The organism is Vibrio sp. NC2, from assembly GCF_025195005.1.
Taxonomy (GTDB): Bacteria; Pseudomonadota; Gammaproteobacteria; order Enterobacterales; family Vibrionaceae; genus Vibrio; species Vibrio splendidus.
Map to the genome: position 1 here is coordinate 56446 of NZ_JANVFC010000009.1, position 22691 is coordinate 79136.

At 44.8% G+C, this 22691-nt stretch carries 20 protein-coding genes; 11 read left to right on the top strand and 9 right to left on the bottom strand.

What is annotated here, in order from left to right; genetic code table 11:
- Positions 1-131: 131 nt before the first annotated feature.
- Together NX845_RS13550 and kduD are read right to left on the bottom strand one after the other, a co-directional pair.
- Entirely contained in the window at positions 132-770 is a 639-nt protein-coding gene (locus tag NX845_RS13550) for an RpiB/LacA/LacB family sugar-phosphate isomerase (protein WP_017077348.1), read from the bottom strand.
- Positions 771-833: 63 nt separating this feature from the next.
- Entirely contained in the window at positions 834-1595 is a 762-nt protein-coding gene (gene kduD, locus NX845_RS13555) for a 2-dehydro-3-deoxy-D-gluconate 5-dehydrogenase KduD (RefSeq protein WP_102459210.1), read from the bottom strand.
- A 318-nt stretch (positions 1596-1913) separates the two neighbouring features.
- Between kduD and NX845_RS13560 the strand changes: the two genes are divergently transcribed.
- Together NX845_RS13560 and NX845_RS13565 are read left to right on the top strand one after the other, a co-directional pair.
- Positions 1914-3245: an MFS transporter gene (locus NX845_RS13560; protein ID WP_260256913.1), complete on the top strand. Its 1332-nt coding sequence runs from the start codon at positions 1914-1916 to the stop codon at positions 3243-3245.
- A 143-nt stretch (positions 3246-3388) separates the two neighbouring features.
- Entirely contained in the window at positions 3389-4270 is an 882-nt protein-coding gene (locus tag NX845_RS13565) for a DMT family transporter (protein WP_102446861.1), read from the top strand.
- On the opposite strand, the gene NX845_RS13570 is transcribed toward NX845_RS13565, so the two are convergent.
- Positions 4257-5447 carry a GGDEF domain-containing protein gene (locus NX845_RS13570; RefSeq protein ID WP_260256914.1) on the bottom strand — a complete coding sequence of 397 codons (1191 nt, stop codon included), beginning with the start codon at positions 5445-5447 and terminating at the stop codon, positions 4257-4259. The two genes, NX845_RS13565 and NX845_RS13570, sit on opposite strands and share 14 nt — an antisense overlap.
- Positions 5448-5751: 304 nt before the next feature.
- On the opposite strand from NX845_RS13570, the gene NX845_RS13575 reads away from it, so the two are divergent.
- Both NX845_RS13575 and NX845_RS13580 read left to right on the top strand, forming a co-directional pair.
- The gene (locus NX845_RS13575; RefSeq protein WP_102446863.1) at positions 5752-6540 is read left to right on the top strand and encodes a phytanoyl-CoA dioxygenase family protein; all 789 of its coding nucleotides are present in this window, start codon (positions 5752-5754) and stop codon (positions 6538-6540) included.
- Positions 6541-6659: 119 nt separating this feature from the next.
- The gene (locus NX845_RS13580) at positions 6660-7001 is read left to right on the top strand and encodes a hypothetical protein (protein WP_017081414.1); all 342 of its coding nucleotides are present in this window, start codon (positions 6660-6662) and stop codon (positions 6999-7001) included.
- A 146-nt stretch (positions 7002-7147) separates the two neighbouring features.
- Here the strand turns inward: NX845_RS13580 and NX845_RS13585 are convergent, their stop codons facing one another.
- Positions 7148-8359, bottom strand: a complete 1212-nt coding sequence (locus NX845_RS13585; RefSeq protein ID WP_076649392.1) for a radical SAM protein — start codon at positions 8357-8359, stop codon at positions 7148-7150.
- A 30-nt stretch (positions 8360-8389) separates the two neighbouring features.
- Entirely contained in the window at positions 8390-8665 is a 276-nt protein-coding gene (locus NX845_RS13590; RefSeq protein ID WP_076649390.1) for a hypothetical protein, read from the bottom strand.
- Between the two features lie 196 nt (positions 8666-8861).
- Here NX845_RS13590 and NX845_RS13595 point away from each other — a divergent pair, with 196 nt between their 5' ends.
- Positions 8862-9851, top strand: a complete 990-nt coding sequence (locus tag NX845_RS13595) for a zinc-dependent alcohol dehydrogenase family protein (RefSeq protein ID WP_102446864.1) — start codon at positions 8862-8864, stop codon at positions 9849-9851.
- A gap of 21 nt (positions 9852-9872) precedes the next feature.
- On the opposite strand, the gene NX845_RS13600 is transcribed toward NX845_RS13595, so the two are convergent.
- The 3 genes from NX845_RS13600 to NX845_RS13610 all read right to left on the bottom strand — a co-directional run bounded on the left by NX845_RS13600 (position 9873) and on the right by NX845_RS13610 (position 12723).
- On the bottom strand, positions 9873-10820 hold the full coding sequence (locus tag NX845_RS13600; RefSeq protein WP_017081412.1) for an iron ABC transporter permease: 948 nt from the start codon (positions 10818-10820) through the stop codon (positions 9873-9875).
- Positions 10821-10921: 101 nt separating this feature from the next.
- Positions 10922-11884, bottom strand: a complete 963-nt coding sequence (locus NX845_RS13605) for an ABC transporter substrate-binding protein (protein ID WP_108110702.1) — start codon at positions 11882-11884, stop codon at positions 10922-10924.
- Positions 11881-12723: an ABC transporter ATP-binding protein gene (locus NX845_RS13610; protein ID WP_102451097.1), complete on the bottom strand. Its 843-nt coding sequence runs from the start codon at positions 12721-12723 to the stop codon at positions 11881-11883. The genes NX845_RS13605 and NX845_RS13610 overlap by 4 nt, the downstream gene beginning before the upstream one ends.
- A gap of 370 nt (positions 12724-13093) precedes the next feature.
- Here NX845_RS13610 and NX845_RS13615 point away from each other — a divergent pair, with 370 nt between their 5' ends.
- The 5 genes from NX845_RS13615 (at position 13094) to NX845_RS13635 (ending at position 20535) form a co-directional block, all read left to right on the top strand.
- A complete protein-coding gene (locus NX845_RS13615; protein WP_260256915.1) occupies positions 13094-14998 on the top strand; it encodes a bifunctional UDP-sugar hydrolase/5'-nucleotidase in 1905 nt (634 codons plus the stop codon).
- A 739-nt stretch (positions 14999-15737) separates the two neighbouring features.
- Positions 15738-16436, top strand: coding sequence for an ABC transporter ATP-binding protein (locus NX845_RS13620; protein ID WP_017064268.1), 699 nt, complete (start codon positions 15738-15740; stop codon positions 16434-16436).
- A gap of 8 nt (positions 16437-16444) precedes the next feature.
- A complete protein-coding gene (locus NX845_RS13625) occupies positions 16445-18979 on the top strand; it encodes an ABC transporter permease (RefSeq protein ID WP_260256934.1) in 2535 nt (844 codons plus the stop codon).
- A complete protein-coding gene (locus tag NX845_RS13630; RefSeq protein WP_065682268.1) occupies positions 18979-20121 on the top strand; it encodes a lipocalin-like domain-containing protein in 1143 nt (380 codons plus the stop codon). The genes NX845_RS13625 and NX845_RS13630 overlap by 1 nt, the downstream gene beginning before the upstream one ends.
- 204 nt (positions 20122-20325) lie before the next feature.
- The gene (locus NX845_RS13635) at positions 20326-20535 is read left to right on the top strand and encodes a hypothetical protein (protein WP_065682267.1); all 210 of its coding nucleotides are present in this window, start codon (positions 20326-20328) and stop codon (positions 20533-20535) included.
- Between the two features lie 279 nt (positions 20536-20814).
- On the opposite strand, the gene NX845_RS13640 is transcribed toward NX845_RS13635, so the two are convergent.
- On the bottom strand, positions 20815-21603 hold the full coding sequence (locus NX845_RS13640; RefSeq protein WP_017084827.1) for a helix-turn-helix domain-containing protein: 789 nt from the start codon (positions 21601-21603) through the stop codon (positions 20815-20817).
- Positions 21604-21701: 98 nt separating this feature from the next.
- On the opposite strand from NX845_RS13640, the gene NX845_RS13645 reads away from it, so the two are divergent.
- Complete coding sequence (locus NX845_RS13645) at positions 21702-22595, top strand: DMT family transporter (RefSeq protein WP_004732002.1); 894 nt, start codon at positions 21702-21704, stop codon at positions 22593-22595.
- The last annotated feature ends 96 nt before the right edge of the window (positions 22596-22691 follow it).

A 22691-nucleotide genomic window follows, 5' to 3' on the forward strand; every position in this document is an offset into this window, starting at 1 on the left:
GAGCGAATCACAGATCATTTATCTATGCGTCTAAAAACTAACAGGCTCATAGAGCAAAAGAAAAGAGGAGCCTCAGAGCTCCTCTTTTTCTTTTCTATCTTCACTAATAACCGGGTAAGACCTTGATAGGTTTAATCTAAAAGTGAACGAACGTAGTCTGCAATGTCTGGGTTTTGGCAATGATCAAACAAGCATTGTTGGAAACGCTCACTGCCAACCGCTGTTTTCACGAGCTCTTGGTCGATTGCTCTTAGAGAATCAATAAAGTTATCTTTTACCACCGCCGCTTTCACTTCATTCAAAATTGCTGCGTTACGTTGCTGTGGTTCTGCACGTTCTAGTGGATACCCATTACCACGCTCGCCTGTGAACGCTTTTTCAAAGATATAACGAATGTTGAGTTCACCTGCCCAGCCAAAGCCTTTAGCAAAAGCGAGAGCGAGAGCATTACCGTTATTGATTTGGTTAAACAAGAAAGCATCTGATGGCTCTAGGCAGTAACCACAAACCACACCCGGATGCAGGTTCAATGACATCAAAGCACCTTGCCCCGTGCCGCAACCCGTCACAACAAAGTCCACAGCCTTTGAGTTGATGAGAATACTAGCCATGATACCTAAGTGGATATACGTTAAGTGGTGATCATTCTCGTCGGTCATACCTAGATTAAAAACATCATGACCAATGCCACCCGCCACTGACTCTAGCTCAGCTGCAACCATGGCATTTTTACCTGCCTGACTGTTTTCCATCATTAGTGCGATTTTCATTTATGTTCTCCTGCAAGAATGCTGCAAATTTAAAATTCTTAACCGTGTTTGTTACAAGGTCAGTTAACGAGCTAACCAACCACCGTCAACAGCAATGGTATAGCCGTTAATGTAATCCGATGCTGATGAGGCTAAGAACACACAAGGACCTGCGATATCTTGCGGTTTACCCCAGCGTTCAGCCGGAATACGCTCAAGAATCGCTTGATTGCGCACAGCATCTTCACGCAGAGCTTGAGTATTGTTCGTTTCCATATAACCGGGTGCTATCGCATTCACATTGATATTGTCGCGCGCCCATTCGTTCGCCATCGCACGTGTCACTCCCATCACAGCGCTTTTTGAAGCCGTATAGGAAGGAACTCGAATGCCACCTTGGAATGAGAGCATCGATGCAATATTAATGATCTTTCCGCCAGTTCCTTGAGCCTTAAACTGCTTTGCAACAGCCTGAGACATAAAGAACACAGTCTTGGTGTTCACGTTCATTACGTCATCCCAATCTTGCTCTGAGAACTCAATAGCATCTTGGCGGCGAATAATTCCTGCATTGTTCACGAGAATGTCGACTTGGCCAAACTCAGCCAAAGTGCGCTCTATAACCCCTGGAATGCACGCTTGATCGAGAAGATCAGCACTCACGTTTAGGAACGAATGACCTTCCGCACTCATTTTCTCAATAGTCTCTTCAGGTTCTGTTCGGTTAACACCGACAACCTTACAACCGGCTTCCGCTAGGCCTAATGCAATACCTTGCCCAAGCCCCGTGTTACAGCCCGTCACTATCGCGACTTTACCTTCCAGACTGAATGACTCTAAGATCATGCTCGCTTCCTCAATTACATTGGATTCATTGCGTATCATTACTACCAACAATTAAATCATACAATAAGATATAAATGCGAGAGCGACGTTGTAGAAGTTCGATCTTGCACCAAAATCAGTCAAGCAAGTTGAAACGAGCACCACAAACTAAATGAATGGGGGAAGTGATTTGAAGAACAGAAGCCTATAACCCACTATGAACCATGAACTCGAAGATCACGTAAATCAGATATTTTAGGGATTTGGCAACAATTCCATGATTTAAAAGAGTAAAAGGGTTATACATAATAATGTGTTATCTAAATTACTGAAATTATCATGACGCTCAAAGAGATCCTTAACATTCCCAATGTCCGCTACTTCTTGATGTTTAGAAGCAGCTACTTTGCGCGTTTTTACTACCCTATATTCACCCTACTTTATTTAGATTACGGGTTAACCCTGTCTCAATTCGCGATGCTCAATGTAGTGTGGGCGGCCACCATTGTGCTTGCTGAAGTACCGTCGGGTGCATTCGCCGATACCTTAGGCCGTAAGAAACTGGTGGTGCTGTCTTCGATCGTGATGTTTGTTGAGATCGCGATGATAGCGCTAGTGCCAACCGGAAACCCCGACTTGGTATTCATGGTCTTTCTAATTAACCGGATTCTCAGTGGCTTAGCGATGGCACTGGCCAGCGGCGCCGACGAGGCATTGGCTTACGACACCTTAAAAGAACAAGGCAATGAAGAGTTGTGGCCTCGAGTGCTGCAAATTCAGCTTCGTGTCGCCTCAACGGTCGGTATCTTTGTTACGCTGATTGGTGCGGCGATGTACGATGTGAACTTTATGACGAACATCTTTCATTTCCTTAGACTAGCCGAACCAGAAAGCACTAAAGATCTGATGCGTATTCCTGTGTTCGCCACCCTATTTGTAGCGATGATCGCTATCTATGCCGCGATTAATATGCGCGAAGAGAAAAAGGTGATGCCAAGCGACCAAACCAAATTGGCAACCACCATCTCAAGTCTTAAATTGACGATCGATGCGGGTAAGTGGGTATTTGCTACGCCTTACGTGCTGTTCATCTTGCTCTACTACAGCCTATTCGAACACACCTCACGCATGTTCCTAACCATGAACAGCCAATACTATCTGGCCATTGATATTCCAATTATCTACTTTGGTTTTATTGGTGCGGGTATCAGCTTGCTTAAGATTATATTGGCAGGACAAAGCCGAAGATTAGCAGAGAGTATGGAGGCTAAAACCTTCATTGTAGTTATGGGATTGGCAAGCATGGCGACTTATTACTGGATCAGTTTAGGTTGGTCGATTTACGGAGTCATTCCGGCACTGGTATTAATCTTTATCATCATGACGATTAACATTTTCATCAGCTACCACCTGAATAAAAAAACCGAATCACACAACAGAGCCACGGTTCTCAGCTTTAAAGGGCTGATGTTTAACCTCGGATACGGCCTGATCGGTATCTTGTACGCTTACTACTATAAGTTGGTGTCTCAGGGCTACACCGAACAAGAAATAGAGCAGAATCTTGCCTTCTTGGCCTCACTGTCTTCGTTTTTCTATTACTTCACCTTACTGTTCATTTCGATCAGTGCGATGTTCTATTTCAAAAATAAGAAACAGCTGATCTTCTGAAGAAAGCATCGAACTGTTGAAGAGATCTCTACTGCCGAATAGAGAATAAAGGTGAGTCTCTGGCTATAAACGGATCATGACGCTTCTTATCATGTAATTTTTTGTTAGTATCACCATCAAATTACATAACACATGGACGCGTCATGTCTTTTAGTTGGATAGCCTTTACTCTTCTCGCAGCCTTCAGCCAATCTTGGCGCAATGCCTTTCAAAGCAAGTTAAGTGGCACCATGAGTGTTGCTGGTGTGACGCTGGCGCGTTTTATCTGGGCAGGCCCAATCGCCTTAATTTATCTGTGCGCCCTCTATCAATGGAAGCCAGTATCCACACCTGATTTTTCGGGTGAGTTTGTTTTCTACATTATTGCAGCAGCCATTATGCAGATCCTCGCGACGGGTTTAATGGTGATGTTATTTAAGCTCGAAAACTATGCGATAGGAGCAGGCTTAGCCAAGTGTGAAGCCCCCGTATCTGCTGTATTATCCGTATTGTTTTTTGGTACTGCTTTGACACTAACAGGTTGGGTCGGCGTGCTTATTGGCACGTTAGGCGTACTAATCATGAGTAGTTCTTCTGGTTGGCGAAGTTTGTCTCCGAAAGTATTTTTGTTAGGTATGACGTGTAGTACCGCTTTTGCTTTAACGTCTCTTTGGGTACGTGAAGCAAGTTTGAGCATAGGGTTGCCCTTCCCTCATAGCGCCGCATGGGTGCTGTTCCTCGTCATTTCCCTTCAGACAGTGATTATCTGTACGTATCTCTTTTTCAGAGAACGCGACACGCTGCGCCTGATATTCAAGAAATCTAAACTGGTCGTCATGACTAGCCTAGCGAGTGTTATCGGTTCTCTGGGTTGGTTTAGCGCAATGTCACTTCAAGCCGTGCCGTACGTAAAGACGCTTGGGCAAGTCGAAGTGATCTTCATGGTGTTGATATCCTACTTCTGGTTAGGGCAAAGCATCGCGCGCAAAGACATTCTTGCGCTCATTTTGCTTTCTATCGCAGCGGTCTTGGTTATGTGGCAATGACGAGCTCGTTAATATGACTAGGACAAATTGAAGTCATATTGCGACCGTTTGTTTTCGCTTGATATAACGCTTTGTCGGCTCGGCTAATAAACCCATTCCAACTCTCATGCGGATGAAGCTGAGCAACACCAAAACTCGATGTCAAAAACATCTCATGTTCTTGTACTGCTGATACCTCTGAAATAGACAATCGTAACTTGCAGGCAATAACCTGAGCTTGTTGAAAATCGACATTAGGCAATAAAATCATTATCTCGTCTCCGCCAAAACGAAACGCACTGGCTTTGGACGATGTTTTTATCGCACTTTGAACCATTTCAGCAAAAGACTTGATCACGAGGTCACCTACAATGTGTCCGTGTTGGTCATTGATCGACTTAAAATTATCAATATCCATCATAATGGCACTGACAGGCGCAGTCTCCGCCTGCTTCATGATAACTGGAACCATCTCATCTAATGCTCTGCGGTTTCCCAGTACCGTTAGAGGATCGCTGTAGGAGAGCTCGTGAATAGAACTAAGCAACCTTGCGTTAATCAGCCAAAGCATTGTAAAGCTCATCGACACAATAAGAACGATGCTCACTAAAAAGGCAAGTTGATGAATGAGAGTGGCCGCCATGAAATCCTGGAGCTCAGCGGAAAATAGTGTCACCACGACTCGAAAAACCATAAACCCGCCATATATCGTAAATGACAAGGCCATCATCCGAATACCTAGAGTCAAGTCATCACGCAGGCCCTTTAATACCGCAAAGGCAGTGCAAAGAGTCACAAAAGCCAGATATAAACTAGTGAGGATAATTCGAGCCTTTATGGAAGGCTCATAGAACGTGAAGTAAATAAAACATGGCAAAAGAGCCAACATCATTAGACTACTGAGGTAGGTGCATTTGAGAGAGTATTCTCGAAACAGACATAAGCTATACAAGGCGAGATGAAAACCAAGCGCAATGACCATATTGGCACCAATAACGGTGATCCAATCAGGGAACTCCCCTCTTAGGCTCAACATCAACGGCCCAGTTCCGATAACAAATATTGAAATGGAAAAGATTGAAAGCCCTTTAATTGGCTGTTGAGTGAATTGAAATAACAATAAGCCAATACAGTAAATGAAAGAGAACAAAATAATAATAAAATTAAGTGTTCTCATATCCAGCGAAAAACCATCCATGATTTTCTATCTTCCATACGCAAACCAAATCACAACATGGTTAATAATCATACAAACCAAAGAAACATTCACTATATGAATCTTTGTATTTTATAAAATAAGGGATAGATCACATATGCAGAGATTCTTGTCGCATGAGTCCATGATCTGAATAGGCATGTAAAACTCGCCCACACATGGCTCCATAGCATCACGGAATCTACAGGCTTCTGCACTCGTTGCTTGGTTGAATGACGACTGTCTGGCATTATGCGCCCAAGAAGCCTGTGGTTATTGCACAGCAAAGAATGAACGAAGGTAATCAGTGGTAGAAAACAGCCAACAATTAAGTGACCGTTACGACGAACATGGTTACTTTGTTATCAGAAATTATTTCGATGAAGCTCAAATTGCATCGCTTAGAAAAGTCGTGCTGAAATTCCATGAATCATGGAAAGCAGACAACGAAGAATTCTATAAAGAAGAAGCATTTAACTCGTCTTTAATTACGGGAAGCGAATATTTGCTCACCGACGATAGAAGCGTGCTTTTCGACTTCATCAGCTCGAAACAAGTGATGAACGTGGTTGATGCGGTGATTCCGAACAAACCGGCATTCATGAATACACAGCTGTTCTTCAACCCAGTAAATCCGCAACAAAAAGACTTCTGGCATCGTGACTGTCAATACGACTACGACGTTGATGACCAAATGAAAGTCATCATGGAAACCCAGGTATTGCATCTGCGAGTGCCCATTTTTGATGAGCCAGGTATGGAACTTATCCCTGGCACACACAAGCGTTGGGACAACGAAGAAGAGTACAATGTTCGCCAAGAAGAAAACGGCAAAGTGAGCAGCGATGACATCTCTGGTGGTAAGCAGATACCATTAGCCGCCGGTGACTTATTGGTTTTTTCAGCGGATATGATCCACCGAGGCCGATATGGCTTGGATCGTTTGGCTTTGGATATTTTGATCTTTGATTCGGCGGCAGACTATGTCGACTACGTTGATGATGACTGTTTACCAACACCAGCCATGTTGAGCAATATTACCGATCCAAGATTGTTTATGAACACGCTGCATTTGAAATCGATGTTGTGCTCGTAAACGATTAAAACAGTTACATCAAAAGTCACATGACTTGAAAATAATAACAAATATGTTCACATTTATTTCATAGCGCTCGCAATAAGATAGCTTCATATTCAATATTCGAGATAAGCAATATGAAAAAATTGATTACTAGCATGTCACTACTTACAGCACTTGTTTCGGGTGCTGCTTTAGCCGAAGTGAATGGTGAAGATTTTAACGAATTCCCTAAGCAAGATGCGGCTCACTGTTTTGGTTGGGCTGCAGGCTTAGATAAAGACCAAGATTACGCTAAGTTTATTGTCGAGCTATCGAAAGATCGCACAGTGAGTGTCAAAGAAGATCCTTATATAATGGAAGAGTTCGGCACTGCAATGGGTTATTCAGAAGCGATGTTAGAATTTGCTGGGAAAGAAGCTGCGGATGCTAAATATAAACTAGTCTGCGATCCAATCAAACAAAGCTATGGCTTTTGATCGCGGGGTTTCACCGCTACGTCAAAGACTTGATGCAAAGGCTCCACATGGAGCCTTTAAAGTGTACTGACTCAGTCAGGGATTCCGAATAGTAAAACTTATTTATGAACCTTCGCGATTTTCATTCCATGTATCCAGAACAAATTTTAATTGAACCATGCAAAAACTCGTTCTTTCAAGCTCGCATTCTTTCTCCAAATCCAATACAAGCCTTCCTCTAGCTCTTCAACGCTCATACGACTGGGCTGATAAACCGGATGGCTACCATCGTACTTGGACCAATCTTTAGTAAGAAGTCGCCCTTCACGCTCTAGCTGATTAAAAGACTCCGAACCGGGAAACGGAATCATGTAGTGTGGGATCACCTTATCAACCTTGATATCTTCGACGAACTTCTGCGTTTGTTTGAAGATAGAAGTGTCATGTTCATCAAAACCGAACAAAAAATCTCCCCATACTTCAATACCATGAGATCTTATCTCAGCGATGTACTCTTTCATTTTAGATGGTTTCACAAAGCCTTTTTTCTGAGCCTTTAAAGCCTCTTCAGATGGCGTTTCTATGCCTAATAATACAGCTTTGAACCCTGACTTCACCGCAGCACTAAGCAATTCGGTGTCACGAGCAATCAAGACTGTCGTTTCCCCATAGAAGCTCATGTTAAGCGGCTCAATGGCTTTAAATAGTGCCAAAGCATATTCACGGTCATGAGTGAGATTGTCGGAGTGTAACTCAACCCACTCAATACCTAATGTCTTGAGATCCGCTAACTCGCTGACGATATTTTCGATTGGCCTTTTCTGAAACTTATCAAAGAACCTTGGCACTAAACAGAAGTTACATTTAAATGGGCAACCTCTTGTCACAACTACTGACCATGTATAATTGTACGCTTCAGGATTGATGATATTTGTTGGGTATGGATTGAGCATACTGAGATCGACAGGCTCGGAGCTTTCATAAATAGGCTGTAGCGAACCAAACTCTGCGTCACGTAGTAACTGAACCCAGTAGTTCTCAACTTCTCCCATCGCCAAACAATCCGCATATACTGCCGCTTCTGAAGGGTTAAACTGAGTATGTAACCCCCCGAGTATGACTGTTTTGCCTTTTTTCTTATATTTAGAAGCTAGCTCGTAAGCCCGATAAGCATCTGGAGTCGACATAAATATCACCACCAAATCAGCATCATTATAAAGGTCGGCTTTTTCACCTATGGTCTCATCAACCATATCTAACTTGTACCACTTTGGTGTCGCAGCAGCGGCGGCAAAGATGTTTTGTGGAGGTCCCCCCGTAGAGGCTTTGTATTTTGAGTAATCGCTGCCAGCAGACGCTTTAATTAAATAGATTTTCATAACGTATCCTAATTATTAAATTTTGCTTTGCTACAAAGAGCTAAAAAACTCAAAGACTCTATTGTCCATATAGAAATATACCCCTCCCATCACAAACCAACTGATGATGATTAAGGTAAACAAAACTGGATGTTCTTTTAGCTCAATACGTTCAACAAAGAAGGCTTCTTTTGCGCGAAGATTTTCCCATCCCCAAAACCAGCAAAATAGCCCCCAAATCAGAAGTAGATCAAACTTAAGAGCAAACAAGGCCATGGTCAGAGCCAGCAATGTTTTCCACTTAGACATTACTTCAGGCACGTTCATCTTTATTAACTCCTAGTTATTAAACTAGGAATCATTGTAGATAGGTGTTGGTCAACTTTTGGTTAACTAATTTCAATTTGAACAATCGATTGCCAACAACATCGATGTTGAGCAATATTACCGACCCAAGATTGTTTATGAACACGCTACACTTAAAATCAATGCAGTACTCATAACCCATAAAGGTATCCGAACTATGACTGACACTAAGCAAAATACCCGAATTAGCCAGTTCCGTTTCGGTCAGCCAAAAGAATCTCTCAAGTTAGAACATGTCGCTTTAGGGGCACTAGACAAAGATAAAGTTCGCGTACACATTGAAGCCACTAACATCAACCCTAGTGATCTGTTGTCGATTTATGGTGTGGGCCAATACAAACATAGCCACCAGCCGCCGAGAGTACCGGGATTTGAAGCGGTAGGAAGGGTTATAGAATCCAGCAATGCTGAGTTTGCAGTAAACCAGCGTGTGCTTGTGGCAACCAGTGGAACATGGCAGAACTATGTCGATGTATCACCAGATGATCTGTTCCAAATTCCTCAGCATCTAGAAAATGGTTACGCCTGTCAGTTGTACATTAATGCGCTAACCGCATGGGTGCTAACGACAGAGGTAACCAAGCTGAACCAAGAAGATGTGTTGATCATCAACGCTGGCAGTTCAGCCATAGGTAAGATCTTTTCGCAATTATCAGTATCACTCGGCTTCAAAATCATTATCGTTACATCACAACCGAAACGATACCCAACTACCACCAACTGGATATTAGATGCGAACGCTGATCTAGTTTCTCAAATTAAGGCGTTAGACTTGCCTATGCCAACCGTTGCCTTTGATGCGATTGGCGGCTCACCCGGAACCGATCTTATCCACACCCTTGGCAACAACGGGCGCTTTATCAACTATGGGACGCTGTCGTTGGATTTTTACGAGCCACGCTTCTTTGAGTACGCGAAAAGCCAACACATCGATTTCAGCACCTTCTTCTTACGTTATTGGGAAGAAGCGGAAGGTAAAGATGTTCGCCGTGAAAAGTTCACGACTATGCTAGATCACTTCATCACAAACGATATTCAGCTCGACGTTGACCGCTATCTGCCATTCGATGAAGTGCAAACCGCGATTGATCTCATTGAATCGAAAACCACACGCCTAGAGGGCAAGATCGTCTTACTGCCTGTGTAGTTTGGTGGAATTGAGCACACACTATTTACGCCAAACAAGATACAGAACGAATAACCCGCCAAGCGCTGCTGTCACAATACCTACTGGCAGTTCTTGTGGCGCTAATATGGTTCGGCTAATCACATCCCCAAACAGTAAAAGAACCGCGCCCCATAAGGCAACCAAAGGCAGAGCTCGCTTGTGAGTGACACCTGAAAATGGTCGTACTAAGTGGGGTACCATCAAGCCAATAAAGCCGACCACTCCGGTCATCGATACAATCGACGCTGTGCAAAACGCACAACAGAGAAAAATCTCGCTTTGTAGGCGGTGTACGTTGATCCCCAGTGAGCTTGTCGTCTGTTCACTCACCAACAAAGTATCGAGCTCCCGGTAACGCTTGAAAATTAACGCAATCAGACATAACACTCCCGCCAAGGCAAAAATCAAATTATCCCAACGTGCGAGCCCTAAGCCTCCCATCGTCCAGAACAAAATCGAACTCGCCGCTCTCTGGTCGCCTGAATAGATCAAAAAACTCGTGATGGCGCCGAATAGAAATGAGATCGCCAAACCACACAAGATCAAGTTGTCATTGCCCTTTTTCTTCTGCATCGAAAACAGAATCAGAACAGCGGTCGCCGACACAATACCACCCGAGAATGCAGCCAGTGGCAGTGACCAAACACCCAGAGCGTCTCCCACTTTGGTGATCACCAACACCGCACCAGCAGACGCGCCAGATGACAAGCCAAACAGAAACGGATCCGCCAGATCATTTCGTGTCGAGGTTTGAAGCAACGCTCCAACCATCGCCAGCCCTGCACCCGCGATAACCGCTAACAATGCTCTAGGTAACCTTAGATCGATCAGTATTCGACTGGTCATATCCGGCGTTGGATCAGTGAAAGAGCTCAGCCCTACAATCACTTCCTTAAAAGACAAAGGGACTGAGCCAAATTGTAAACTCATCATGAAGGCGAGCAGCATGGCAGTGATACCTGTTAGCCATGCTGCTCGATATTTATCAAATAAAATCAAAGGACTACTACTCTTATCAATAACAAGCTTTCATATAACAACCTTCCCGATCACTCAGAAACGAACGCCTCTGCAAGTTTCTCAATAGCATCGATATTGTCAGGCCCAGGAGTGAGTTGCTCATAACGCAGTTTGACATAACGACCAGAAGTGACCGCATTGGTGTATTTCATCAACGGATGGGCTTCTAGGAAACGTTGCAACGAATCGGCACCACTTGCCGATTGGTAATCCAGAAGAATAATCACATCTGGGTTTTCACGAGCGACATTCTCCCAAGATGTTCTTGCCCAGCTTGCTTCCATGTTGCCAGTGATATTTTGGCCACCAGCAGCTTCAATCATTGCGTTTGGCATTCCGTACTTACCGGCGGTGAAAGGCTTATCTTCACCCGAATCAAACAGGAACACTTTTGGACTCGGCTTACCTGATGCTTTCTGCTTTTCTGCTACTTTTTCAACTCTCTCTTTCCAGCTGCTTACCAAAGCCTCGGCTTCTGCTTGCTTGTCGAAAATAACGCCTAGCTTTTGCATGTCGCCATAAAGCAGATCCATTGTCGCGCCTTCCTTTTGACTCTGGGTATGAATACAGCTTTCAGAAAGTACCAAGGTATCAATCCCGTATGGCTTCAGTGTTTGAGGCGTCACTTCACCGCCCACTTTCATTCCATAATTCCAGCCAGCGAAAAAGAAGTCAGCATCAGCAGCAATCAATGTTTCTAATGAAGGATACTTAGGTGCGAGCTCAGGAATGTCACCTAAACGTTCTTCAAACGAACTCGACATCTTGTACCACCCAGTAATGCCCGTAACGCCCACCATCTCCTTTTGAAGACCAAGAGCAAACGCCATCTCGGTCATATTGATGTCGTGTACAACCACACGCGAGGGCCGCTTTTCAATGGTCAGTGGGCTCCCACAGTTATCAACCGTCACTGGGTATTGAGTGCTTGTCGCATGCGCAAAAGAGAAAGGTAAAAGAAACAAAAGACTGGAAATTACAGGCCACTTCATTGGGCTGCTCCTATTAAAGAGTGATTAGAGAGAGTTAAGTGAGTTGAGTAAGTTGATGCAGCTTCAAAATGATGGATGGTGCTGCATAGATTAGGATGATTGAACGTGAGAACGCGCAATCCAAAAACAGGGATCATGTATCGGTCTTGCATCACGGTATCTGGGGCTGAGAACGCCACCATCTTTTGGTGTGACATCAACAAGACTTTGTCGGCGAATGGCGCTACCAAAGGTAAATCGTGCAGCACCACGACAGACGCAATGCCACGTTGTTTAATTAGGCTCAGAAGTTCGAGGCGAGCGAGAGGATCAAGGTGGTTTGTAGGTTCATCTAAGAGTAAAAGCCTCGGCTCTTGTGCAAAGGCGCGAGCAATACTTGCACGTTGCTGTTCACCACCGGATAGCTCACCAAAGCACCGCTGGCTTTTGTGAATCAGCCCAACATCTTCCATCGCCTGCTGAACCGCTCGTTTGTGCTCTTTTGCACTACAACAAAATGTATGAGGAGTTCGGCCTAAGCCAACATATTCAGCAACACTCAAACGAGGATCAACATGCTCATGTTGAGTAACCACCGCGACTTGTTTGGCTATCTGCTGCCGCTCAAGGCTTCCAAGCGCAATACCAGACAACATCAACTCACCCGCGACGGTTTTATATTCGCCTGTAATGCCTTTCAGCAAACTGGACTTTCCACTTCCATTGGGGCCAATGATGGCAACGCATTCACCATCGTTCACATCAAATGTCACGTCGGAGACGGCTCTCCAGTTAGCCAAGCCATCAGCGCAGAGCCCGCGCACAGACAATACAGGTTTATTCAAATTCCCACCGAACATCCAAAAACAACACTATTGTTACGTTATAACATAACAATAAATTAAAGGCATAGTTAATAATAGAAATATTAAGACCGCGCTAAGAAGCATTGGAAATGGCGGGATAACCCAATCACCTTAAACAAAGACAGAAGTGCTTACGGAAATTGATTCACTGAGAAAGTTTGATTCAAGGAATTGAGTATTGAGAACGCAGTAAAGAGTTGTAATGCGTTTCTCCATAATTTAAGTGGTTACGAGATGGTCATGAATCACATTTATTTGAAACATCAGTAAGTTATATCACTATAAATATGACACTGATCACCCATAAGGTAATCTCGATTCTATATGGTAGCGTCATACTTAAAACCACGATGTGAACATACTTATGAAAAGACACATACTATCAAGCGCCATCCTACTCTCTCTAGCCTTTCCCACCTTTGCAGCTGATGGCGATATACACGATGTCACGATACTGGGTACTTCAGATATCCACGGTCATTTTATGGCGTGGGATTACGCGGCAGATAAACTCAACACTCGTGGTAGCTTGAGCCAAATCGCGACTAAGGTTGGTGAGATCCGCAAAGAGCAATCTAACATTATCCTTGTCGATGCTGGCGACACCATCCAAGGCAACTTCGTAGAAACCTTCAAAGACGAGCCTGTTGATCCAATGATGCTTGGCTTTAATCACATGAAATACGATGTATGGGTTTTAGGTAACCACGAATTCGACTTTGGCCTTAAAACGCTCAACAGAGCCGTTACCCAATTTAAAGGGCAATCTCTCGGCGGCAACATCAAGAACAAAAACGGAAATCCATTCTTACCGGGTTACACCATTCTAGAACGCGGTGGCATTAAGATCGGTGTGATAGGAATGGATACCCCAATGACGGAGGTCTTTGCGCAAGGTACAAACCGTTTAGAAGGCGTCACTTTCACTAATCCAACCTTGGAAGTGAAGAAAATCGTCAAAGAGATTGATGATAAAGTGGATGCCATCGTATTGGTTGCCCATATGGGGATTGAGAACGAGAATGACATTGCTGACACAGGTGTCACCGACATTGCCAATGCAAACCCAGAGCTTGATGCCATCGTCGCTGGTCACATGCACACTCGCATCGATAAGGCCGTTGTGAACGGCGTTATTATTACTGAGCCCGACAAATATGGCCGCGCCCTATCTCGTATCGATCTTCAATTTGAAGAGCGCGATGGCACATTCACTCTCGTCAACAAAGACAGTTTCACTTATAAAATTAAAGGCATAGATTCTGATGAGAATATGGACGACTTATACCAGCCTTATCACAAACAACTCCGAGAAATGGCGAATCGACCTGTCGCTCAGCTTACCGGCGTTGATTTAGTCCCTGAAAACGAAATCCGCGGTATCCCTCAAGTCCACGTTCAAGACACAGGCATCAGTGCGCTATACCAAGAAGCGAGCTTCTTCTATGCACCCAAAGCCAATGTCATTGCACTTCAAATAGACAACGACAATGCAGAGCTCGATGTTGGTCCGATCAAAGCCAAAGACATCGCGTACAACTACCAATACTCAGGTGGCGAAATCACTGTCTACCAGATGACAGGCAAAGAGTTAAGAACCTACATGGAATGGTCTGCGGGCTACTTCAACTCAGTGCAACCCGGCGATGTAACCTACAGCTTTAACCCTGAGCGCAGAGCTTCAAAATACTCGACCAATGACTTCTTCGCGGGCGTGATTTATACCATAGACCTCACTCAACCTGCAGGTACCCGCATCACCAACCTCGCGTTTGCAGATGGCACACCGGTTACTGATGAAACCGAAATCCGTATTGGTATGAATAGCTATCGAATGGGTCATCTCACCAAGAAAGGCGGCGTGCTAGAAGGCGAATCGTTCACTGTACTCTTTGATACTGAGGAAGAGTATGGAGAAGAAGCAGGCACGATCCGTAACATGACTATCAAGTATCTTAAAGAAGAAAAGAACGGTCAGTATGAAGGTAAAACTCAGCAGCGATGGGCACTTTCGGGGTTAGAGAACCGCTATAATGAACAGCGAGAGATCGTAAAATCATTGATTAATGATGAAACCATATCAATCCCAACCAGTGACGATGGCCGCTACACAAACATCGCTTCTATCAACGTAAAAGAACTGATGTTCAAATCTGACGAAGCCAAACAAACAGCCATAACCACACGCGAACAAAAACTGGCGCAGGCTAATGGACAAGAGAGCAAACAGATCAAACGCGAAATCGCTCTGATCAAAGCACTCAACTAATCCCTGACCTCAAACCAATAACGACTTAACGACGCTTAGAGCGTGGTTAAGTCGTTGATTGCGGAAAAGTTGAGTACGATCCATATTAAGTGACGTTGAAAAATAGAAGTAAAAGCAGGCTCTTTGGTACACTCATTACTATTGTAAGCAAGTACTTTGCAACTTGAAGGCTACACCGCCTACCCCTTTAGTAAATTCAAAAAAATCAGATAGTTATCCACAAGCAGCCCCATTTCTTTATCTTGCCTTCCCTCACATGCATGTTGATAATACGAAGAAGCTCTCACATAAGGCGAGAGCTTCTTTATAGGTAATAATATGAATAACCCTGAATTGGTTTTCGCTATCGCTGCTTTGTTAGGTGCCCTAGCGAAATTAATCCTCGCAATAAAGTCCAAGTAACTAGATTTTCTTGGGCCTTACTAACCCTGATTGGCTTCAACCAATCGGGGGCGTTTTCTTTTCAATGAATTGGGATTGGGAAAATTTTTAACATAGATATTTATTATCTATAAACAGCCCCAAAAGCCTCCTAGGTGGCTCAAAACTCCCACTAACATCCTTATTCCTTCTCACACTGATCTATTTCCCTCTTTTCGCAGTACAAGTTATTAATAATTCGATGTAAATCGCTTTCTTTTTCAAATTGTTGTCTACAGTTTTATAGAGCTTGTCGCTTCAGTAATTGCCACAAGTAACGACACCTTTTGATGGTTAGTTTTGGTTATAAGGAAAGGAAATGGAAAGCCCAATTGTCACACTTACACATGCCAGCAAAAGCTTTGTTGATGGCAACGATACCCATCACGTGTTGGACAATGTCGACTTCGCTTTGGCGACAGGGGCAAGCGTGGCTTTGACTGGGGCGAGTGGTAGTGGAAAGAGTACTCTGCTTAACATCATTGCGGGGTTTGAGCCTCTATCCGGTGGCGAGTTGTGGCTTGATGGCGAGAACACATCAAATTGGAAAGATCCACAGTGGAGCCGATTCCGTCATCAAAAACTAGGCGTTATCTTTCAGCAGTTCAACTTGTTAACCCCACTCAACGTAAAACAAAACATCGCCTTCCCTCTTCATTTAAATCAACAGAAGTGGAGCGACTGGTGCGATTATTTAGTTGACGCATTGGGTATCAGCGAGCTACTCGAAAGACATGTATCCGCACTCTCTGGCGGTCAGCAACAACGAGTCGCAATAGCGCGCGCGCTAGCCCATAAACCCAAACTATTGCTTGCCGACGAACCCACTGGCAACCTCGACCAAAAAGCAGGGTTAGAGGTTATGAAGCTGCTGAGTGAAATCACTACACAAGGCAACACTGCCGTGCTTTTGGTTACGCACAGCCCAGAATGCGCCAGCTTTATGCAGACAAAATTGGTGTTAGACGATGGTTGTTTAAGGAACATAGATCTAACCCCAAGAGCAGCAGCGTTGTGAGTAATCCAATGAAGCAAACTGGCTTTGCTCAGAACCAGCTCACCCATACCAAACTGACTCTGAATCTATTCGCGGCGCACTATCGTCAATCACCATTGCAAGCCGCAGCGATTCTGATCGGCATTGTGTTAGCGGTCACCTTGTTTGTCGCAGTGCAAGCCATCAACCTCAATGCCAAGCGCAGTTATGCAGAATCGACCGAGCAACTTAGCACTCAAGCGCAGAACCTTATCATTCCACCAGCAGGGCAAAACTATTTGCCGGAATCGCTCTACTTCAGCTTAAGACAAAGTGGATTAAGCGCAGCGCTACCTGTTATAGAAGGGCGAGTAAGAGACGAGCAAGGTCGACGTTGGTCAGTTCAAGGCAGTGAGTTGATCGCCGCCCTCACTTCAAGATCTCGTCACGCTCGCGTCGACGAACAAAGCAACACTCAAACCAAAGAACCAAACATTTCCCTGTTCGACAATGCCTTACCTTTGCCGCAACTCTTAGCGGGTGAACCCATTGTGATGATGAGCCAATCACAACACCAGAACTTGGGAGAAGTAGACGTACTCACTTTGGATGAAGTGCTCACCAAAGTCGTGGTATTGCCAGATGAATGGCAACTGGGAAGCCGAATGTTGATGGACATTGGATTCACTCAGCAATTGCTAAACAAACAAGGGCAACTGAGCTATATCGCTATTTTTGACACTAAGAGCGACACTAACAGCAATGCTCAGGATAAATGGCAAAGCCTTATTGGTGAGCAAGGACAATGGATTCCCAACAACCAAAGCACGGATCTCGGTTCAATTACCGATAGCTTTCACCTCAATCTCACCGCCATGAGTTTGTTGGCGTTTTTAGTTGGCCTGTTCATCGCTTACAACGGTGTGAAGTACAGTTTGCTGAAACGTAATCGGCTGTTGGTACAAATTCAACAAGCTGGGATTGCGCCAAGCATCGTATTTTCAGCTCTGTTAGTCGAACTGACTGTTTTAGTCACACTGGGCGCGTCGCTTGGTTTCATTCTCGGCATTCAACTCAGCCATTGGCTACATCCCACCGTCGCAATAACGCTTGAGCAACTTTATGGTGCAACACTGCTTCCCGGCACATGGCAGTGGCAATGGTTAGTGCAGGCACTGCTACTCACGCTAGCCGCAACGCTTGTCGCGTGTTGGCAGCACTTTAAACAGCGAGTGCGACAACCCCTCTCTTCCCATGGCGGTTTCTATCAAGCGCCGGAAACGTCTAACGAAAATCAGCTGTTTGTTATCGGGTCAGTATTAACTATTCTCGCGTTAGCAGGGTTATGGATGAGCGAACATCATCGCTTCACCATGGCATGGCTCGGAGTGTTAGTGGTGTCGATTCCTTTGTATTTGCCCAAAACACTCAGCGTGCTAGCGAACTGGAGCGAAAAACGCACCCAATCGGGGTTAATACAATATCTGTTCGCTGAGCTGCGTGAACTTATCTCCCCTCTCTCCCTTGCCATGATGGCGTTGCTTCTCGCCGTCACCGCCAATATCGGAATGAATACCTTAGTCGGCAGCTTTGAATCCACGTTAAAGCAATGGCTTGAACAGCGCTTACATGCCGATATTTACGTTAGCCCTGCCCAAGGTGAAATCGCGAATGTGGAACGTGCGTTAGAGCAGTTTGAAAATGTTGAAACCGTTTATAAGCAATATTATGTCGACGATAACTTGCAGGGCTTACCTACTTTGCTCGGCACCAAAGACAAAGACACACTTGAGCAAACCATGGTGTTCCAATCCTACCTTAATGACTTCTGGACGCGCTTTTACCAAGGTGAGTTCGTGGCAATCAGCGAACCTACGGCGGTGAAGCTCGGCTTATCCCTTGGAAGCCAACTCAAGCTCGACGCGATCCAAGACAAAACACTCATCGTCGGGGCGATTTTCCACGATTACGGCTCACCGAATGGCGAAGTGTTGCTTGCACCTAATTTATGGCTCGAAAGCGGATTTACTGACTTACCCACCAGCTTGGGAATCAAAGTCTCTGGCGACCCACAAATGGTATACGAACAGCTACGCCAACAACTCAATCTGCACCCAAGTCAGCTTTACGATCAAGCACAGATCAAATCGATCGCTTTAGATATCTTCTCACAAACCTTTGCTATCACTCGGGCGCTTAATGGCGTCACTTTAATGGTGGCGGTGATAGGGTTGTTCTGCGCCTGTTTCATGTTGCTCGATGCACGCAAAGCCGCTATTGCAAGGTTGTACGCGCTCGGTGTTAGTCAGCGAAAATTGATGGCGATTGTGGTCGGGCAAATCGTAGTTCTGGTCGCCTTCACTCTGGTTATCGCTTTACCACTCGGCGCTATGGTCGGTTATGTATTGACGGACATCGTCACCCTGCGCGCCTTTGGTTGGAGCTTAAATTACGTATGGAATTGGAGTGATGCACTCAGCATCGCAGCCATCACCATTTTAGTGGCGGTGATTGCGACCTTGATTCCACTGTGGCGTTTGGTCAGTAAACCCGTGGTATCCAGTTTGCAAAGTGAGGTGTTGTGATGAATCGATCAATGAGAGTTTTCGCTCTCACACTTGGCATCTTGCTCCTTTTAGGGTGTGAGGAGTCCACTCAACCATCAGCTAAAAATATGGGTTCGATACTTGGCGCAGAAACACAAACCGACGATGAAACACAAAAAGAGACTGAGCAATTCACGCCGGTATTAAAAGGCGTGGAGATCACCTTCCCTGCCGACCATCAAGCACACCCTGATTTTCGTCATGAATGGTGGTATTTAACCGCAAACTTGATTGATGAAGAAGGCAATACGTTAGGCGTGCAATGGACACAGTTTCGCTTCGCCTCTGCCCCACAAGAAAACGACAATCAAGCCAAGCAGCCTAAGCAAACCACGTGGCAAAGTCAGCAAATTTACATGGCACACAGCGCCGTCACTACTAAAGATAAGCACTACGCCGATGAAAAGTGGTCTCGCGATCAAGCTGAAATTGCGGGTGTTAGCGATTCGCCGTTTCGTGTTTATCTCGATGATTGGCAATGGACGTCGACGACCGATGACCTGTTCCCAGCTACATTGGTCGCTAACTCGGATCAATTTGGATACTCGCTTAAGTTAACCAACAACGCGCCTTATCAAAAGCAAGGCGAACAAGGCTACAGCACTAAAAGTAGCGATGGCAAAGTGGCTTCCTACTACTACAGCCAACCATTCATCGATGTATCAGGCGAGGTAACTATTGATGGCGTGACGCATCAGATTTCCGGTAAAGGTTGGATAGACCGAGAATGGAGCTCACAGTTCTTACTCGACTCACAACAAGGCTGGGATTGGTTTGCGCTAAGGCTGAGTGATGAAACCAGTTTGGTGGTATTTCAGCTTCGAAACTCAACAACAGGCAAAGCCAGTTATTCCCATGCGAGGTTGATGAATCAAGATGGATCCGGCATAACGATTAAGCAGCAAGACATCAGCTTAACTGCTATTAATCAAACAGAAATTGAAGGACGCGATTACCCGACAGAATGGCAAATTTCTATTCCGACTCAAAAAATAGAACTAAAAGTCTCGGCGCTCAATCCAGAAGCAAAAATGCCGCTGTCGGTTCCTTATTGGGAGGGGCCAATCATGATTAAAGGTTCTCATTCCGGATCTGGCTATATGGAGTTGACTGGGTATTAAGTCGTGTATTAATAAAGGTGGAATCTGACAACAAATACATCGCGATAACCATCAACTAAACCACTTTTAACCAAAGCCTCTACCACGGAGGCTTTTTGCCATTCATCATGTTCTATTTATCTAAACGCTTGTTACAAAATATCTAATTTAACCAAACACTGAGCTCCCCTAAAATACCAATCAAATGCTTAGGGGAGATAGAACATGATTAGCTCAGTACACAATGACGAACTCAACAGATACATAGAAAGACTAGACTTAAACCTTACCAAGGCTCAGGTTCGTGAACTTGGTTGGCAGCAAAGCAATGAAAAGGTAGGAAAAGAAAAAACAGTATTAGGCTCGTGGTTTTTCTTTTCTTTCTTTGGCTTATGTACGTCTGCATGTCTTGCGCTGCTGATGTATATTTCATGAGGATAAACAAAACAATGACCACGTATAACCAGCATGGAACGTTCAATTGGTTCGAGGTCGATGGAGAAACGTACATACTGTTCAAGGTCGGCAGCAACAGTGCTCTATTGAACCAATACTATGAGGATGTCACCGAACAACATAACGAAATATACAGGCTATTAGGGGCGATTCCATAAGCTCCTACTGCACGTATTCACTTATGGTCTATCTATTTACTTATGGTCTATCTACTCACTAACTAGTGAAAACATCCGTTCTTTTGGGAACACGAGCTAGCTACAACAACCGGTTCTTATACTGTTCTGGCGTTTGGTTCGCGTAACGTTTGAACATGGTGATAAAAGGGCTTGCTTGGTTATAACCCAATGTAAGAGCGACCTCTTTGACCGATTGGCCGTTTCTTAACAAGTCCATCGAGTACAGATAGCGGACACGCAATCGCCACTCTGTAAAGCTCATTCCGAGCTCCGTCTGGCAATGGCGAGAAAGGGTTCTTTCCGTGGTGTGGACACGTTCAGCCCAATCTTTCAGCGTCACTTCATCGGTTGGGTTTTCTTCAACAGAAGCTAATATAGGCGCGAGGTACTTATTGTCGGTCGAAGGTAAAAAGTGGTGTTCAACCTCACGTTGCGCAAGTTGGTCAAGCAGTACCTGGACAAGCCTTTGATCTTGTTCGCTTTCCGCAACATTGATTCCACGATCGCGAAAATCATCGATGATAGAAGACACAATCGGCGTGATCTTTATAAGGCTGGTTTTATCTGGCAGATGTTGCGTGAGTTCTGGGGCGATATTTAGCGAGCAGTAGTCCAAAGGCTTACGGTTATAACTGCAATGCATCACCCCGGCTGGTACCCAAATCGCTAAATGTGGCGGCGCTAGAAATCGGGTGCTTTCCGCTTCCATCTCTAATATACCGCCACTGATCAATTGAACCTGTCCCCATGAGTGGCTATGAACTCGGGTTTCAGTGTTCGAAAGAAACGCTTCAAAATTCATAAATACGTTGGATGGTGCCTTATCAATTGATAAGGATGGGTGAAGGTTTCTGGAGTGTTTTTTCAAACTTGTCTTCCTATCGCGCCTGATGTCTTTCTAAAGATACTTGTAAGTATAACGACCTGTCAAACTAGCCGCATCAACTCATTTGCGACGGAATTCACATGCATTATCTCTTACCATTTTTTACAGTCTGTATCTGGGGCGCCAATGCAATCGTCAACAAGCTTGCTGCAAGCACCATAGAACCTAGCGCGATGAGTTTTTACCGTTGGTTTTTTGCGATGTTAATTCTCACGCCTTTCTGTATTCGCCCGGTGATGAAGCAGTGGGCTGTCATTAAGCCAAACCTATCGAAATTAGCGTTCCTCGGCTTTTTGGGCATGGTGTTGAACCAATCTCTAGGCTACTACGCCGGCTTAACCACAACCGCTTCCAACATGGCATTGATCACGTCTTTAGTCCCGTTGATCAGTGTGTTTCTAAGCGTTCCTTTGTTGCACAAGTCGATTTCTAGTTTGAGTATTGTGGGTGGTGTGTTGTCACTGTCAGGCTTAGCTCTGATGTTAGGTAAAGGCGATCCTTTATTCTTCATGCATCAAGAGCTGACTCAAGGCGATGGCTATATGCTGATTGCGGCCTTTGTTTATGCGTCTTACTGTGTGCTATTGAAACGCTGGAAAATGCCAATCAGTAGCTGGGTGGTGATTTACATTCAGGGTCTGTTTGCTGTCGCGATGCTTACGCCACTTTGGCTTACCAGCGAACAGCTTTTACCACCGCAACAAGCGATCCCATTGATAGCTTACGCCGCGGTTGCCGCTTCAATTTTAGCGCCTTGGATGTGGGTGAAAGCGATTGACACCATTGGTGCTGACTCAAGCGCGATGTTCATGAACTTGCTTCCGGTTGTTGCGATCGTATTAGCCGCGACATGGCTTGGCGAAGAGATTAACCAGTTCCACATCATTGGTGGTGTGATGGTGATTTCCGGTGTCATCCTTGCTCAAATCAAAAGAAAACCAAGGCTTGAGGCTCCTCTCCCTCAACAAAGCTAAACGCATTACCCAACGCTCACATTAGGGTAAATATTCAAACTCACTTTTTTCACAGTGCCTACTTCCGAAGTAGGCACTGTTGTTTTATTCACAAGC

Excerpts from the sequence above, each read along its gene's own strand:
- NX845_RS13550 (WP_017077348.1), bottom strand. The coding sequence starts at position 770 with ATGAAAATCGCACTAATGATGGAAAACAGTCAGGCAGGTAAAAATGCC.
- kduD (WP_102459210.1), bottom strand. The coding sequence starts at position 1,595 with ATGATCTTAGAGTCATTCAGTCTGGAAGGTAAAGTCGCGATAGTGACG.
- NX845_RS13560 (WP_260256913.1), top strand. The coding sequence starts at position 1,914 with ATGACGCTCAAAGAGATCCTTAACATTCCCAATGTCCGCTACTTCTTG.
- NX845_RS13565 (WP_102446861.1), top strand. The coding sequence starts at position 3,389 with ATGTCTTTTAGTTGGATAGCCTTTACTCTTCTCGCAGCCTTCAGCCAA.
- NX845_RS13570 (WP_260256914.1), bottom strand. The coding sequence starts at position 5,447 with ATGGATGGTTTTTCGCTGGATATGAGAACACTTAATTTTATTATTATT.
- NX845_RS13580 (WP_017081414.1), top strand. The coding sequence starts at position 6,660 with ATGAAAAAATTGATTACTAGCATGTCACTACTTACAGCACTTGTTTCG.
- NX845_RS13585 (WP_076649392.1), bottom strand. The coding sequence starts at position 8,359 with ATGAAAATCTATTTAATTAAAGCGTCTGCTGGCAGCGATTACTCAAAA.
- NX845_RS13590 (WP_076649390.1), bottom strand. The coding sequence starts at position 8,665 with ATGAACGTGCCTGAAGTAATGTCTAAGTGGAAAACATTGCTGGCTCTG.
- NX845_RS13595 (WP_102446864.1), top strand. The coding sequence starts at position 8,862 with ATGACTGACACTAAGCAAAATACCCGAATTAGCCAGTTCCGTTTCGGT.
- NX845_RS13600 (WP_017081412.1), bottom strand. The coding sequence starts at position 10,820 with ATGCTGCTCGCCTTCATGATGAGTTTACAATTTGGCTCAGTCCCTTTG.
- NX845_RS13605 (WP_108110702.1), bottom strand. The coding sequence starts at position 11,884 with ATGAAGTGGCCTGTAATTTCCAGTCTTTTGTTTCTTTTACCTTTCTCT.
- NX845_RS13610 (WP_102451097.1), bottom strand. The coding sequence starts at position 12,723 with ATGTTCGGTGGGAATTTGAATAAACCTGTATTGTCTGTGCGCGGGCTC.
- NX845_RS13615 (WP_260256915.1), top strand. The coding sequence starts at position 13,094 with ATGAAAAGACACATACTATCAAGCGCCATCCTACTCTCTCTAGCCTTT.
- NX845_RS13620 (WP_017064268.1), top strand. The coding sequence starts at position 15,738 with ATGGAAAGCCCAATTGTCACACTTACACATGCCAGCAAAAGCTTTGTT.
- NX845_RS13625 (WP_260256934.1), top strand. The coding sequence starts at position 16,445 with ATGAAGCAAACTGGCTTTGCTCAGAACCAGCTCACCCATACCAAACTG.
- NX845_RS13630 (WP_065682268.1), top strand. The coding sequence starts at position 18,979 with ATGAATCGATCAATGAGAGTTTTCGCTCTCACACTTGGCATCTTGCTC.
- NX845_RS13635 (WP_065682267.1), top strand. The coding sequence starts at position 20,326 with ATGATTAGCTCAGTACACAATGACGAACTCAACAGATACATAGAAAGA.
- NX845_RS13645 (WP_004732002.1), top strand. The coding sequence starts at position 21,702 with ATGCATTATCTCTTACCATTTTTTACAGTCTGTATCTGGGGCGCCAAT.